The following is a 12,712-nucleotide window of genomic DNA, read 5'->3' on the forward strand; positions in this document are numbered from 1 at the left end:
GGGAAGCCGTTTTGACCATGGCCAAAACGGCTTTTTTATGACGATCTCAATAACTGCCAAACGTTATGATGGATCATTTTTTTGAAGATAGCGTTTATCCTTCATAAATAATCGCCAAAAATAGATGAATCCCGGAAAGAGAATAACAAACCCGATGATGTATGACATAAACAGCGCGCGAAAAGTATTCGGATGAGTGAAACCTGACTGAATCGTGACATCCGGATAGATCATATATGGCAAGTGGGCCTTTCCATAAGCGTAGCTCGCTAAAAAGTATTGAATGACAATGGCGACGACCGCTAATCGAGGTTTTCCCCGTATGGACTGATGCTTGGCAGACGGCAAGAATAGAGCGGCCCCCGCTACAAAAAACATGGCCACGGAACCGATGAGCCATGGCAAATAGTCCATTATTCGCTCGTACAGCCAAGGTGCTTCATCCTGCATCGTCAGCATAATAAAAAGCGCCATTAATAAGGAAATGGGTCCGAGAATGAGAGCATCTCTGCGATAGGTTTGATATGCCTCCAGCTCATTCGCTTCATTGGAGTAGTCGGCAAGCAGCAGGGAAGAAAGAAACAATGTGCTGGAGATGGCGAAGCCAATGAACGCATATTCATGCGGGCTTGTAAACAGCTTATCCATTCTCAGTTTTGCGACCCCGTCAACCGTTTCAATAAATTCGCCATGTGTGATTGGCAAGACGCTAATCAGTAGAGCTGGGATGATCATGCCGCTGATTCCCGAAATGTAGGTCAGCACTTTTTCATATTCCTTAGCGATATGGGCAAATACTAAAAAAGCGCTGCGAATCGCGAGAAGCAGTAAAATAATGCTCCCGGGAATTAATAAAACAGTTCCCAACAAAAAGGTCGCTCCAGGAAAAAAGCTGACAAGCGCGACAACGATTGCCACAATAAACACATTGGTCACTTCCCATGTAGGGGAAAGATAGCGATTGGCAATATTGGTTGCGGCTGTTTTTTCCCGATTCATATAAATCATCGACCAAAAACCAGCTCCAAAATCCATGGTTGCCATGACCGCATAGATAAAAATAAATCCCCATAGCACAGTGATGGCAATGAGTTCATTTGTCATGTTCCTCGCCTCCTTATTGCGTAAAATGATTTGAATGTCCGGTTTCCTGTGAATCTAGTTCGTTGATGACAGGATGGCGCCGAAAATAGTATTTTAATACGAGAACGACGGCGATGCTTAATACAATATAGATGGCTGCGAACAAGATAAACAGCAGTGCCAAATTCTCCGATTGTGTCACAGCGTCCTCTGTTTTCATCATCCTGTATATAACCCATGGCTGTCTGCCTGTACAGGCAAAGATCCAGCCAAATTCAATAGCCAGCATGGAAAGAGGTCCGGAAGCGATAATGGCCCACATCAGCGGACGAGGAAACGCAGGGCGTTTCATCACTTTGCTCCAAACCAATCCGATCAAGGAGAGCAGGATAAGGAATGAGCCGATGCCTACCATCGCATTAAATAGTGTATGGATAAATAATGGCGGCCACCATTCTTTAGGAAAATCGTTTAATCCTTGTACAACGGTATCAAAGCTATTACCGGCAAGAAAGCTGAGGAGCCATGGAATTTCGATTGCCCATTTCACCGATTGCGTGTCAGGATCTGTAAAACCGCCAATGGCAAGAGGAGCGTGCGATTGCGTTTCGAACAATCCTTCAGCTGCTGCCAGCTTTTCCGGCTGATATTCATGCAAAAGCTGTGCGGCTTCATGGCCATTCAGCGCTGTTAAAATAGAAAAAATCCCGCCAACAACAAGCGAAAGCATCAGTGCTTTACGATAAAATTCAAGAACGCGTTTATTTTTTTCCCGCAACATTTTGTAAGCAGAAATTGAAGCAAGGACAAATGCTCCTGTCATAAAGGCTGAAACTGTTACATGTCCAGCGGTGACAAAAAAGCTGGGATTAAAAAATGCAGCCCAAGGATCTACGTCAACGACTTGGCCGTTTTCGATGCGAAAACCGTCGGGAGTGCCTTCAAAAGCATGAACATTTGTAATTAAAATAGCGGAAGCGCTTGCGCCAAGGGCAACAAGAGTAACGCTCAAAATTCTCATGGCCGGCGAAATACGATCAGCGGCATATACGTAGATAGACATGAATAATGCCTCAACAAAAAAAGCATAGATTTCAATTTGGAAAGGCAGCGCCATCACTTTGCCGATCACTTCCATAAATCCAGGCCATAGCAATGAAAGCTGGACGCCGGCAATGGTTCCGGAGGGAATGGCAACTCCCAGCAGTACTGCTATCCCTTTTGTCCATCTTTTAGCCATAACTGCATAGTCGCGATTTTTCGTTTTTTGATAGAGCAGTTCGGCACATAAAATCATTAGCGGAATTCCCACACCGAGAGACGCAAAAATAATATGAAACGCCATAGTAGTGCCAAATAGAGAGCGGGCAATGACCAAATCATCCATAAAAAGACCGTCCTTCCATTCATGATTAGCTGCTGTTATTATCCACATATTTCTAAAAAATATGCAGAGAAGAAATCATAGGAAAAAACGAAACCACACTGTCAAGTGGACAGTGTGGTTTCGTTTTTTTTATTATTGCAACGCTTGTTTTAATACGTTGATATTTTGATGCATGATGGTGAAGTAGTCTTTATTTTCTTTTATATCTTCGCTTGTAAGTGTTTCTAAATTATGAAGGCGAAGAACTTCAGCGCCGATTTCGTTTTTGACAACTTCAGCCACCTTTGGTGTGACATTTTGTTCAAAGATGACATAATGAATTTGTTTCTTTTTCGCGAGTTGAATCATTTGAGCCAGCTCTTTTTGTGAAGGTTCATTAGTCGGTGAAAGACCCGCGATGCTTAATTGCTCAATGCCATATCTTTTTTCCCAATAGCCGTAGGCTGCATGAGAAACAAGAAGTTCTTTTTTAGGAGCGTCTTTTACTACAGCTTGCAATTGTTGATCTATATCAAGCAACTGCTGTTTTAAAGCGGCAAAATTGTTTTCAAATGTTTCCTTCGCATCTGGCTTTAGCTCAATCAAAGCATTTTTTATGTTTTCGGCAATTGTAATGCATAAAATAGGATCTAACCAAACGTGGGGATCTTTATCGCCATGATGATGACCGTCGTCATCGTGCCCTTCCGCTTCTTCATGCCCTTCGTGTTCTTCCCCTTCTTCATCGTGATGGGCAGAATCAAGCAATTGAATTCCTTTAGAAGCTTCCACGAGCTTTACATGCTCGTTTTTTAGTGCTTGTTTCGTTTGATCGACGAATCCTTCCATTCCTTGGCCGATATAAATAAATGCATCAGCATCTGCTAAATTTTTCATCGTTTGCGTTGTCGGTTCAAATGTATGTGCCTCAACGCCAGGAGGATAAATGCTTTCTGCTTTTATGTAGCGTCCACCAATTTTTTGCGCAAAATCTTGCAACGGATAAACAGTCGTATAAATAGTAAGTGTGTTTTTTGGCTTGTTTGTATCGGTTGCTTCTTCACGTTTATTGCAGCCAAACAGCATGATTGATCCAACAAGAAGAATGATGGTTAACAGTGTTTTTCGTCTCATGAATGCTCTCCTTTCTCATTTTTACCAAGCAGAGATGAATGGTCTCATTTATTATATCGTAATCATTACGATTTGAATAGTATTTTTTTTCTTTTTATTCACCCATGCAGTTAGTTAATCATTACGTGTAGCTATAAGAAAGACGGACTTGCTGCCATTACATGAAAATGCACGATAATAAGCCGCAAGCCCATGCTTATTTGGCATCTTCCCATTTTTCCGGGACTGGATCGAAGCCTCCAGGATGAAAGGGGTGACACTTGACAATGCGTTTGATCGTCAACCAGCCTCCTTTGATTGCGCCAAAGCGCTTAACTGCTTCAAGACCGTAATGGGAGCATGTCGGATAAAAACGGCATGTCGGCGGCTTTAACGGAGAAATCACCATTTGATAAAAACGAATGAGAGCGATCAATAAGCGTTTCAACATTTGCATCACACCCAGTGAATAAAATATACTATCATCAATGTATCATAAATCGCACAAGTCATCACCTTTGAATAATCCGTATAAAGTAGATGAAAAAAATCGGATTTATGTGTATGATAGTATTTAGAAAATAACGATAGGAGTGATACAATGCCTTCAGTAGAAAGCTTTGAACTCGACCATTGCGCTGTGAAAGCGCCGTATGTGAGACATTGCGGCGTGCATAAAGTGGGAAGCGATGGCGTTGTGAATAAATTTGACATTCGTTTTTGCCAGCCAAATAAGCAAGCGATGAAGCCCGATGCTATTCATACGCTTGAGCATTTGCTTGCATTCAATATTCGCAAGCATGCGGAAAAATACGATCATTTTGATATCATTGATATCTCACCAATGGGATGTCAAACAGGCTACTATTTAGTTGTCAGCGGTTCTCCTACTGTGGAGGAAATTATCGATCTGCTTGAAGATACAATGAAGGATGCGGTAAATGCAACAGAAGTCCCAGCTGCAACGGAACAGCAATGCGGGCAGGCGAAGCTTCATGATTTAGAGGGAGCTAAGCGTCTAATGCGTTTTTGGCTGGAACAAGATAAGGAAGAACTGAAGAAAGTATTTGGATAATCGTAAGGCGGCCATTTAAACATGGCCGCCTTCGTTTTTTTCTTTCTGCTTGTGTTCTGGTAAATGCGGATTGTTATCAATAGGATCGACGGTATGCTTGTATTGATAGGCTTTTGATGTGGTGGCGACAGCCAGAATAAGAACGACTAAAATAATGATGATGGAAATGATAAGGATTGTAAACATTGGCTCCCCACTTTCTATGTTTGATTCCTCTCTTTATTTTAACATACTCCACCGAGAAGTCTCCCATCTCTTAACGGAATATAGATGGGAGCGGTTCATCATAAGCGCTGAGAAAGGGAACGAATAAGATTGTAGCCATTTAAATGGAAACAGTGACATAAGATAAAGAGGCAAAAAACGAACTGCTTTGAAGCGTGATGCCTAGGGTTGAAAGCGACGGTGTTCCCATGCACCAGCATGCCGCAAAAACAATCGACCCATTTACTTTCTGATCGGATTTATACATATGTTCGTTTCTATTGATATGGCACAAGTAAAAGGAGTGAAGCAATGGTAGTTAAGTAGGTGGATGATCGAACAAAACCAATGGGAGTAAGTTTGAGCATATTCTTCTAGAGCAACGAATGCTTTGCGGGCAAATAGATTAAAATAATGGGTCGTCCACCTTGTATTTATAATTGAAAAGAGAGAAGAATTTTTCCGTTTTTTGCGAGATGGGCATGAAATAGGTTATAATTAGAAATGTAAGTTTATTTTGTAAAAAATATGGTGAAGGAGAGGATCAAGATGAAAAATCTAACGGACATGGTCAATAAACAGATTGCCAATTGGAGTGTACTATACATCAAACTCCATAATTATCATTGGTTTGTCAAAGGACAGCAATTTTTTACATTGCATACAAAATTCGAAGAATTATACAATGAAGCAGCCCTCCATATTGACGAGTTAGCAGAGCGGCTGCTTGCGCTAGGAGGAGCGCCTGTCGCTACAATGAAAGATTGTCTCGAAAGCGCGTCTGTTAAAGAAGCAAAAGGCAATGAAACAGCTGAAGAGATGGTTGGCGCGCTTGTCAGCGACTTTGAGACGATGATTCAAGAGCTAAAAGATGGAATGCAGCTAGCTGATGAGGTAGGGGATGAAACAACGGGAGATATGCTTTTAGGAATCCACCAAAGCCTTGAAAAGCACGTGTGGATGTTAAAATCGTTTCTTGGCAAATAAGCAAAAAAGATCGCTTCCATATCGGGAGCGATCTTTTTTGCTGTTTGGGCAGTTGTTTACACTCTTTTTTTCTATTTTCATAAAATAGAGTAACTACGTGTTGATCATCGATGGTTTTATCACTTTACCACATAACGAGGCTTTTCAGCCATTTTCGTATTTTGGATCAATCGATTGTGGCATCAGAAAAGCTATCTGCCTGTCCATGATCCCTCCATTAGGCGTGTTGATGATTATGTTCTATGCCTGTTCCTTTTTAACAAGGGGTAGTACGGAAAAGATCCCCCCTTTGTCTCCTTGATTCAGGAAATAAGGAAGAAAGACTTCTTTTCGGTCTAGCTCTTCCGCATTTCTTGCATGAAATCATAGATCATCAACAGATGTGATATTGTTGAATCAACACTTTTGACCTATGAAACATGAAAGGCGGGAAACCGTGGCCAAACATTCATTTTTTTTCGGAATTTCGCTCATTGGTTCATTTGTTTCATCTGTATTTGGAGGATTGGACATATTAGTGGTGATTTTAGTTTGCTTCGTCGTGATTGACTATATAACTGGTATTGTTGCAGGGGCTCTTGAAGGAAAGCTGTCAAGCGAGATCGGTTTTCGGGGGATTGTGCGGAAATTATTGATTTTTGTATTAGTAGCAGTGGCACATCTAATCGATCTTGCCTTAGGACAGAACAATCATTTTATTCGTGATGCAACGACCTTCTTTTATATGGCGAATGAAGTCATTTCAATTGTTGAAAATGTAGGAAGGACAGGATTACCTATTCCGGGCTTTCTGATAAAAGCAATTGAATTATTAAAAGATCGGGCTAAATAAGCATAATTTTTATTTGTTCATCCACACTACGAATAGGACAGATTGTAAAGGAGCTGAAGGGTGTGAAAGAGCAAAATAAAAAAACGTATTATGTGTCGATTGCTCACGGTGAAATCTCTCAAGTAAAGACAGCGTCTCCATGGGATTTTCAAATCGAGGCAACGGACGAAGAAATTATTCAATTAAGGGAATATTTTGATCAAAACTATTCCTCTGATTGGCAGGCGTTTTGGAGAGCGCATGTTCCATATATACAGTATCATTATGATCGCGAAAACGATGCATACGATGATACGATGAAAAAAATTTATCAGCTTATTTATAAATTAGGAAATGAAGAAGCAAGGCAGCATATTCGCTCAATGGGATGGGTTCAAGAATAAGGATGGGCTGCTGCGCTTCATGTCATACCTTTGTTTTTCTTGACAGTCCAAATCGATTCGCTATAATAAAAAATAAATTGAGACAAGGACTTGATAACTAAATGACATGGACAGCTTTCGCGCTTTTGTGAAGGAGACGAGCAAAAGGAAGAAGCGAACGAATGGATTAAGTGATGTGATGTGAACCGAGATGGATCGGTATGTTTCACTTTTTATAGTGGAGCATGCCGTTTTTGTTTCGAAGGGGGAGAAATACGAATGAAATCTAAAGGAGAGATGGAAGATCAAATTAGCCGGGCTCTGACGCAATGGGAGAAAGAGTATTTGGGGAGGGGCCCCATATCCGTTAAAACGGATATTATCCGCAATATGATTATTGTGCAAATGCGCGGACTTTTAACACCTGCTGAACAAAAATTGGCAGAGACAAAAGAAGGGCTGTTGGCTGTTAAAAGAATTCGCTCAGATTTAATTGAATCAGGCAGCGAGCAGCTAAGAGAGATCATCGTAACGATGACGGGAAAACAAGTAATGAGTGTTCATACAGATATAAGCACCCGTACAGGAGAACGGATTATTGTGTTTTCGCTAGCCGACAACTTTGAAGAAGAATTTCAAAAATAACGGAGTGCAGTTCACCTAGTTCTTTCATTTTCTTTATCGTTTTTTGTATTTCTTATGAAGAAGGCTGCCTAATCAGTTGATTTTTCGGCTGCAGGCTGCCTCTCTTTATTTTTGCGAGAAGTTAGTACGGCGAATGTTTGAGGTTTCTATAATATAAATGCCACTTGAAGCTGGACATGCCAAGTGGCTTCTTGGTATAAGCAAGTAAACAGGTGTTGATGCTCCATTGTTTTTAATAAAAAACCACAGAATGATAGGATGACACACAAGCTTTTCCGCTTTTCTCCTCGAAACAAACGCATTTGCCCGTAAATTCAAAAAAGCATGCTGAAACATTCCAGTCGGCAAACAAACGGTGTGCGACTACGGCAGAAAAGCGGGGAATGAAGCGATGCCAATCGGCTTTTATTGGCTGGCCGACACATTATATAGCGCTTAAGCTTAACTGGCACTGCGAGTAAAGTGAGAAGTATAATAGGAATAAAGATCATGACAATGGAGTTTGATAAGGATGTTTGTTTTTTGGGACTATTATGGAAATCAAGTGCAGTTGTCATTTGCTGACCATCCGTTTTCCAAAACGCCCGATCATGTTTGGGTCGTCTGCCGTTACCACCAGCAGTGGTTGCTGACCAATCATCGCGAACGTGGTTTAGAGTTTCCTGGAGGAAAGAGGGAAGGAAAGGAAACACCTGAACAAGCAGCGATTCGCGAAGTGAGAGAAGAGACCGGGGGAGTCATCGAACAGCTGGAATATATCGGGCAGTACAAAATTGGAAATGAGATGATTAAAAATATTTATTTTGCTGAAATTGAAGCGCTTCAGCCACAGTCCACCTATTTGGAAACAGATGGCCCAGTTCTGTTAAAGGAACTGCCTCAGCATGTAAGAACAGATGAACGCTTCAGTTTTATTATGAAAGACGATGTGCTTATGTATACACTTGAAGAAATAAAGAGACGTTCTCTGTAATTGAACGTCTCTATCGGTTTTTGATCAGCGATTTTTCGATTAAAGCCACTATTTGGTACATCAAAGTGGCTAAAACAGCAATAATAAGCAGACTTAGCAGAACGAGCGTGAAATTAAATACTTGGAATCCATAAATAATCATGTACCCAAGCCCTTGCTTGGAAACAAGGAACTCACCGACGATCACTCCAACCCAAGATAAGCCGACATTCACTTTTAAAGTGGAGATAATGGCTGGGAATGAAGCGGGCAGAACGGCTTCTTTAAAGCATTGAAAACGGCTGGCTCCGAAAGTTTTGAGCACCTTGATATAATTCGCGTCCACTTCGCGAAACGAGGTATAGACGACGATGGTGGTAATGATCACAGAGATAACGGTTCCCATCGCGATAATCGAAGAAAAATTAGGTCCAAATGCGACGATTAAAATCGGACCGAGCGCTACTTTGGGCATGGCGTTTAAAATGACTAAATACGGATCAGCGATTTTAGAAAAGCGCGGAAACCACCAAAGCAATGCGGCTAAGCATGTGCCAAGAAGCGTACCAAGAATAAATCCAAGCACGGTTTCAAATAAGGTAACACCAATGTGTGAAAAAAGCGATCCATCTTCTATCTTTCCCATCAACAATGACCAGATTTTTGACGGGGAGCTGAACAAAAGCGGATCAATCCATTGATAGCGGCTAGCAGCCTCCCAAAGCATGAAAAAACCAACGAAAATGATGAGCTGATAAAAACGAACCCACCGTTTCTCTTTTCGAAGCGATGCAAGATACTGGTCATGCAAGGATGGCTTGTGATTAGTAAGTGGTTTCAAGTGAATCCAGCTCCTTCCAAAGAAATTGGAACAGCTCGGAAAAGGACGGATGCTGCCGGGCGGCAAATGGCGGCAACTGCCGAAGCTCGCTAGGTACGAGGAACGTTCGTACAAGGCGTCCGGGTTTAGCTGCGAATAAGAAAATTCGATCGCTCATGGCAATGGCTTCGCCAATATCATGAGTGACAAGCAAGGCGGTTTTGCTGTATTCTTTCAAGGTTTGCCAAACGAGTTCCTCTAATCTGAGTTTGGTTTGATAATCTAAAGCGGAAAATGGCTCATCAAGCAGCAAAATTTTCGGATCCGTTGCCAACGTCCGGGCTAGGGCAGCTCGCTGGCGCATGCCTCCTGACAATTGATTCGGGTAATGCTTTTCCGTTCCCTTTAGATCCATGCGTTCAAGCAATGAAAGCGCGCTGGCTCGCATTTCTGGGGTATCAATCTCCATAATCTTTAAACCGAGAAAAAGATTTTCTTCGATTGTTTTCCAAGGGAATAGATAGTCCTGCTGCAGCATATAGCCGACAGCTGGATGAATGGCCTGCATTTTTTTCCCTTCCAGCGTGACGGTTCCTTCTGTCGGCTGAATAAGAGAGGCAATGATAGAAAGCAAGGTGGTTTTTCCGCAGCCGCTAGGACCAATAAAAGAAACGAATTCTCCTTGATCGATGGACAAGGATATATGCTCTAAGGCTGTAGTAGCTGTTTTTTCGGTAAAATACGTGTGGCTGATGTCATGAACAACTAAAAAACTCATCTTGTTCACCTGCCGTTCTTATTTTTCGATTGTTTTTTTCGCAAAGGAGTTGTCGACAAGCGCGGAATAGTCTGAGTGTGGCGGCAATTCCCCTGCTTCTTTCATAATGGCTTGCAGGTTGTTCCATTCTTCTTCGTCAAGAACGGGGTCAGTTGCATAACTGCCTTGTTTTTTGTAGCGATCGACGACTTTTTCAATAATGGAAATATCTGTATCTTTAAAGTATGGTTGGATGGCTTTTGCAATTTCTGCAGCGGTATGGGTTTCGACCCATTGCTGCGCTTGATAAAGAGCGCGAGTAAACTTTTGGATCGTTGCTTGATTATTTTTGATAAAGCTTCGTTTGGCCATGAAGGAAGTATATGGAACATGCCCGGATTCTGTTCCAAAGGAAGCGACAATGTATCCTTTTCCTTCCTGTTCAAAAATACTGGCAGTTGGCTCAAATAATTGAACATAGTCTCCTGTACCGCTGGCAAATGCACTAGGAATGTTGGCGAAATCAATATTTTGAATGAGCTTTAAGTCTTGTTTCGGATCAATTCCGTGTTTTTTGAGGACAAATTCCCCGACCATTTGCGGCATGCCGCCTTTTCTTTGACCGAGAAAGGTGCTTCCGTTTAGTGAATCCCAAGAGAAATGATCGATTTTTTTGCGAGCAACGAGAAACGTCCCATCTGTTTGGGTTAATTGGGCAAAATTAATAACAGGATCTTTCGTTGCTTGGCTATAGACATAGATCGATGTTTCGGAACCGACTAAGGCAATATCCGAGCCGCCGGAGAGCAGGGATGTCATCGTTTTGTCTCCGCCCCATGCGGTTGATAATTCGACATCAAGCCCTTCCTTCTTAAAAAATCCTTTAGAAATGGCAACATATTGAGGAGCGTAAAAAATGGAACGGGTGACTTCTGCAACGCGAACTTTTTGTACAGAAGGCTGATCCTGCTTTTCGCAGGCTGCCGAGATGACGAAGCTAATGGTGAAAAATGAAATCAGCGCGGTGCGCAGCCATTTTTTCATTGTTATAAACCTCCTTAGTAATAGATGTTAAATATGTACCTTATCGTATGCTGTCGGAAAAAATGTGTGAATGCCTATGGAAAGGAAGAAAGACATGGATGGACAGATCATAGAGAAACATCGATTTCCATCACCTAATCCGCATATCGATGTATTCTTAATTACCTATTTATCGCAAGGATTGCAAGTAAAAGGATTTTTAGCGATACCGAAAGCTAAAGGGACTTATGATGGCTTCCTTTATCTTCGCGGCGGAATGAAAAATGTTGGGAAGGTGCGTCTTTCCCGAATTACGCAATTTGCAGCTGAGGGATTTGTCGTCATGGCTCCTTTTTATCGCGGCAATCAGGGTGGGGAAGGAAATGAAGATTTTGTTGGAGAAGATCGCTATGATGCGTTAAGTGCTTTTCGGGTGCTACAAAACCTCCCGCAGGTAGATAGCAGACGCATTCACGTGTTCGGTTTTTCTCGCGGAGGAGCTATGGCCCTCCATACAGCTATCTTAGAAAATCAAATTTGTTCAGTTGTTGTTTGGGGAGGAGTTTCCGATGTGATGTTGACGTATTGGGAGCGGCTTGACTTGCGAAAAATGATGAAGCGGGTCATTGGCGGAACGCCGACAAAATATCCGGAGCGCTATCGTTGGCGAACACCGCTTTATAGCATTGATCGCATCAAAGCGCCTGTGCTGATTATTCATGGCGAAAAAGATCACAACGTCTCGATAGAACATGCTTATCGGCTTGAAAAGCGGCTAAAAGAACTAGAAAAGCCTGTGACGGCTTGGTATTTCCCTGACTTCACACATTATTTTCCACCAAAGGACAATCGGGAAACGGTTCATCGTTTAGCGGAATGGATGAAACAGCAGGGACGGTCATGATACTATAAATAAAGAACGAAGAGGAAAGGATGTAGATATAAATGGGGATGCCATTAGAATTGCAAACATTGATTGTGACAAAGGGAAAAGAACAGCGAATTGAAGATAATTTGTTTGTGCTTGAAAAGGAAGGATACCGCCTTTATCCAATCGATATCCCCCTTGAAGTAAAGCGGACGTTGCAAAGCGAAGCAAGCGGACAAGCAGTAGTTAAAAAGCTAGAACTGGCGAATAACCGAACGATTATCACATATGAACTCATCTCGCTTCATTCGACCAACTAGCATTTTCTAGATGGATCTGGAGCCCTCTGCCTCCCAATGAAATCGCGAATGGATCAAAAACGATTTTGCCTCGGAGCAAAATCGTTTTTGTTGATAAGCGCTTGGCTTGCATCTTTTCGTTGTATTTATTACGATCATGAGTCATATAAAAAATAAAGGATGCAAAGTTGACAAAATTGTTGTATAATGATAATAACTTTTTTATAGTAAATATCATAATATTTGTATATTCTTCCATGCAGGGAGTTCTTCAAAAAGCAGGGTGGCGTTCACCTCGGCTTGTTGGAGGAAACCCAATCATGGAA

General features: G+C 41.9%; 16 protein-coding genes. 8 read left to right on the forward strand and 8 right to left on the reverse strand.

What is annotated here, in order from left to right; genetic code table 11:
* Positions 1-63: 63 nt before the first annotated feature.
* The 4 genes from B6A27_RS09870 to yidD form a co-directional block, all read right to left on the reverse strand.
* Positions 64-1,104, reverse strand: coding sequence for a cytochrome d ubiquinol oxidase subunit II (locus B6A27_RS09870; protein WP_066150013.1), 1,041 nt, complete (start codon positions 1,102-1,104; stop codon positions 64-66).
* Between the two features lie 13 nt (positions 1,105-1,117).
* The gene (locus B6A27_RS09875; protein WP_080862026.1) at positions 1,118-2,470 is read right to left on the reverse strand and encodes a cytochrome ubiquinol oxidase subunit I; all 1,353 of its coding nucleotides are present in this window, start codon (positions 2,468-2,470) and stop codon (positions 1,118-1,120) included.
* Between the two features lie 132 nt (positions 2,471-2,602).
* Positions 2,603-3,583 carry a metal ABC transporter solute-binding protein, Zn/Mn family gene (locus B6A27_RS09880; RefSeq protein ID WP_080862027.1) on the reverse strand — a complete coding sequence of 327 codons (981 nt, stop codon included), beginning with the start codon at positions 3,581-3,583 and terminating at the stop codon, positions 2,603-2,605.
* A gap of 196 nt (positions 3,584-3,779) precedes the next feature.
* Positions 3,780-4,013 (reverse strand): membrane protein insertion efficiency factor YidD, encoded by a 234-nt coding sequence (yidD, locus tag B6A27_RS09885; protein WP_044745849.1) that lies wholly within the window; start codon positions 4,011-4,013, stop codon positions 3,780-3,782.
* Between the two features lie 150 nt (positions 4,014-4,163).
* Here yidD and B6A27_RS09890 point away from each other — a divergent pair, with 150 nt between their 5' ends.
* The gene (locus B6A27_RS09890; RefSeq protein ID WP_027409561.1) at positions 4,164-4,637 is read left to right on the forward strand and encodes an S-ribosylhomocysteine lyase; all 474 of its coding nucleotides are present in this window, start codon (positions 4,164-4,166) and stop codon (positions 4,635-4,637) included.
* Between the two features lie 15 nt (positions 4,638-4,652).
* Here the strand turns inward: B6A27_RS09890 and ytzI are convergent, their stop codons facing one another.
* Positions 4,653-4,823 (reverse strand): YtzI protein, encoded by a 171-nt coding sequence (gene ytzI, locus B6A27_RS09895; protein ID WP_080862028.1) that lies wholly within the window; start codon positions 4,821-4,823, stop codon positions 4,653-4,655.
* A gap of 567 nt (positions 4,824-5,390) precedes the next feature.
* Between ytzI and B6A27_RS09900 the strand changes: the two genes are divergently transcribed.
* The 5 genes from B6A27_RS09900 (at position 5,391) to ytkD (ending at position 8,640) form a co-directional block, all read left to right on the forward strand.
* Complete coding sequence (locus tag B6A27_RS09900) at positions 5,391-5,828, forward strand: Dps family protein (RefSeq protein WP_066150023.1); 438 nt, start codon at positions 5,391-5,393, stop codon at positions 5,826-5,828.
* A 412-nt stretch (positions 5,829-6,240) separates the two neighbouring features.
* Positions 6,241-6,660 (forward strand): phage holin family protein, encoded by a 420-nt coding sequence (locus B6A27_RS09905; RefSeq protein WP_066150026.1) that lies wholly within the window; start codon positions 6,241-6,243, stop codon positions 6,658-6,660.
* A gap of 62 nt (positions 6,661-6,722) precedes the next feature.
* Entirely contained in the window at positions 6,723-7,043 is a 321-nt protein-coding gene (locus B6A27_RS09910) for a hypothetical protein (RefSeq protein WP_044745852.1), read from the forward strand.
* A 258-nt stretch (positions 7,044-7,301) separates the two neighbouring features.
* Positions 7,302-7,667, forward strand: coding sequence for a Na-translocating system protein MpsC family protein (locus B6A27_RS09915; protein ID WP_044745853.1), 366 nt, complete (start codon positions 7,302-7,304; stop codon positions 7,665-7,667).
* A 511-nt stretch (positions 7,668-8,178) separates the two neighbouring features.
* Positions 8,179-8,640, forward strand: coding sequence for an RNA deprotection pyrophosphohydrolase (gene ytkD, locus B6A27_RS09920; protein ID WP_066150029.1), 462 nt, complete (start codon positions 8,179-8,181; stop codon positions 8,638-8,640).
* A 10-nt stretch (positions 8,641-8,650) separates the two neighbouring features.
* On the opposite strand, the gene B6A27_RS09925 is transcribed toward ytkD, so the two are convergent.
* The 3 genes from B6A27_RS09925 to B6A27_RS09935 are packed head-to-tail and all read right to left on the reverse strand — an operon-like array spanning position 8,651 to position 11,240.
* Positions 8,651-9,460: an ABC transporter permease gene (locus B6A27_RS09925; RefSeq protein WP_066150032.1), complete on the reverse strand. Its 810-nt coding sequence runs from the start codon at positions 9,458-9,460 to the stop codon at positions 8,651-8,653.
* The gene (locus B6A27_RS09930) at positions 9,444-10,217 is read right to left on the reverse strand and encodes an ABC transporter ATP-binding protein (protein ID WP_044745856.1); all 774 of its coding nucleotides are present in this window, start codon (positions 10,215-10,217) and stop codon (positions 9,444-9,446) included. Before B6A27_RS09930 ends, B6A27_RS09925 begins: the two co-directional genes overlap by 17 nt.
* Before the next feature lie 18 nt (positions 10,218-10,235).
* Positions 10,236-11,240, reverse strand: coding sequence for an ABC transporter substrate-binding protein (locus B6A27_RS09935; protein ID WP_066150035.1), 1,005 nt, complete (start codon positions 11,238-11,240; stop codon positions 10,236-10,238).
* Between the two features lie 94 nt (positions 11,241-11,334).
* On the opposite strand from B6A27_RS09935, the gene B6A27_RS09940 reads away from it, so the two are divergent.
* Positions 11,335-12,123: an alpha/beta hydrolase family protein gene (locus B6A27_RS09940; protein WP_080862029.1), complete on the forward strand. Its 789-nt coding sequence runs from the start codon at positions 11,335-11,337 to the stop codon at positions 12,121-12,123.
* Between the two features lie 41 nt (positions 12,124-12,164).
* Positions 12,165-12,407 carry a DUF2584 domain-containing protein gene (locus B6A27_RS09945; RefSeq protein WP_066150041.1) on the forward strand — a complete coding sequence of 81 codons (243 nt, stop codon included), beginning with the start codon at positions 12,165-12,167 and terminating at the stop codon, positions 12,405-12,407.
* Positions 12,408-12,712: the final 305 nt, after the last annotated feature.

Origin of the sequence: Anoxybacillus sp. UARK-01 (assembly GCF_002075365.1) — a bacterium.
GTDB classification, from domain to species: domain Bacteria; phylum Bacillota; class Bacilli; order Bacillales; family Anoxybacillaceae; genus Anoxybacteroides; species Anoxybacteroides rupiense.

What these genes read in the sequence shown, in the direction of transcription:
- B6A27_RS09940 (WP_080862029.1), top strand. Translation starts at nt 11,335, where the DNA reads ATGGATGGACAGATCATAGAGAAACATCGATTTCCATCACCTAATCCG.
- B6A27_RS09880 (WP_080862027.1), bottom strand. Translation starts at nt 3,583, where the DNA reads ATGAGACGAAAAACACTGTTAACCATCATTCTTCTTGTTGGATCAATC.
- B6A27_RS09945 (WP_066150041.1), top strand. Translation starts at nt 12,165, where the DNA reads ATGGGGATGCCATTAGAATTGCAAACATTGATTGTGACAAAGGGAAAA.
- B6A27_RS09890 (WP_027409561.1), top strand. Translation starts at nt 4,164, where the DNA reads ATGCCTTCAGTAGAAAGCTTTGAACTCGACCATTGCGCTGTGAAAGCG.
- ytkD (WP_066150029.1), top strand. Translation starts at nt 8,179, where the DNA reads ATGTTTGTTTTTTGGGACTATTATGGAAATCAAGTGCAGTTGTCATTT.
- B6A27_RS09905 (WP_066150026.1), top strand. Translation starts at nt 6,241, where the DNA reads ATGAAACATGAAAGGCGGGAAACCGTGGCCAAACATTCATTTTTTTTC.
- B6A27_RS09930 (WP_044745856.1), bottom strand. Translation starts at nt 10,217, where the DNA reads ATGAGTTTTTTAGTTGTTCATGACATCAGCCACACGTATTTTACCGAA.
- yidD (WP_044745849.1), bottom strand. Translation starts at nt 4,013, where the DNA reads ATGTTGAAACGCTTATTGATCGCTCTCATTCGTTTTTATCAAATGGTG.
- B6A27_RS09900 (WP_066150023.1), top strand. Translation starts at nt 5,391, where the DNA reads ATGAAAAATCTAACGGACATGGTCAATAAACAGATTGCCAATTGGAGT.
- B6A27_RS09870 (WP_066150013.1), bottom strand. Translation starts at nt 1,104, where the DNA reads ATGACAAATGAACTCATTGCCATCACTGTGCTATGGGGATTTATTTTT.
- B6A27_RS09935 (WP_066150035.1), bottom strand. Translation starts at nt 11,240, where the DNA reads ATGAAAAAATGGCTGCGCACCGCGCTGATTTCATTTTTCACCATTAGC.
- B6A27_RS09875 (WP_080862026.1), bottom strand. Translation starts at nt 2,470, where the DNA reads ATGGATGATTTGGTCATTGCCCGCTCTCTATTTGGCACTACTATGGCG.
- B6A27_RS09915 (WP_044745853.1), top strand. Translation starts at nt 7,302, where the DNA reads ATGAAATCTAAAGGAGAGATGGAAGATCAAATTAGCCGGGCTCTGACG.
- ytzI (WP_080862028.1), bottom strand. Translation starts at nt 4,823, where the DNA reads ATGTTTACAATCCTTATCATTTCCATCATCATTATTTTAGTCGTTCTT.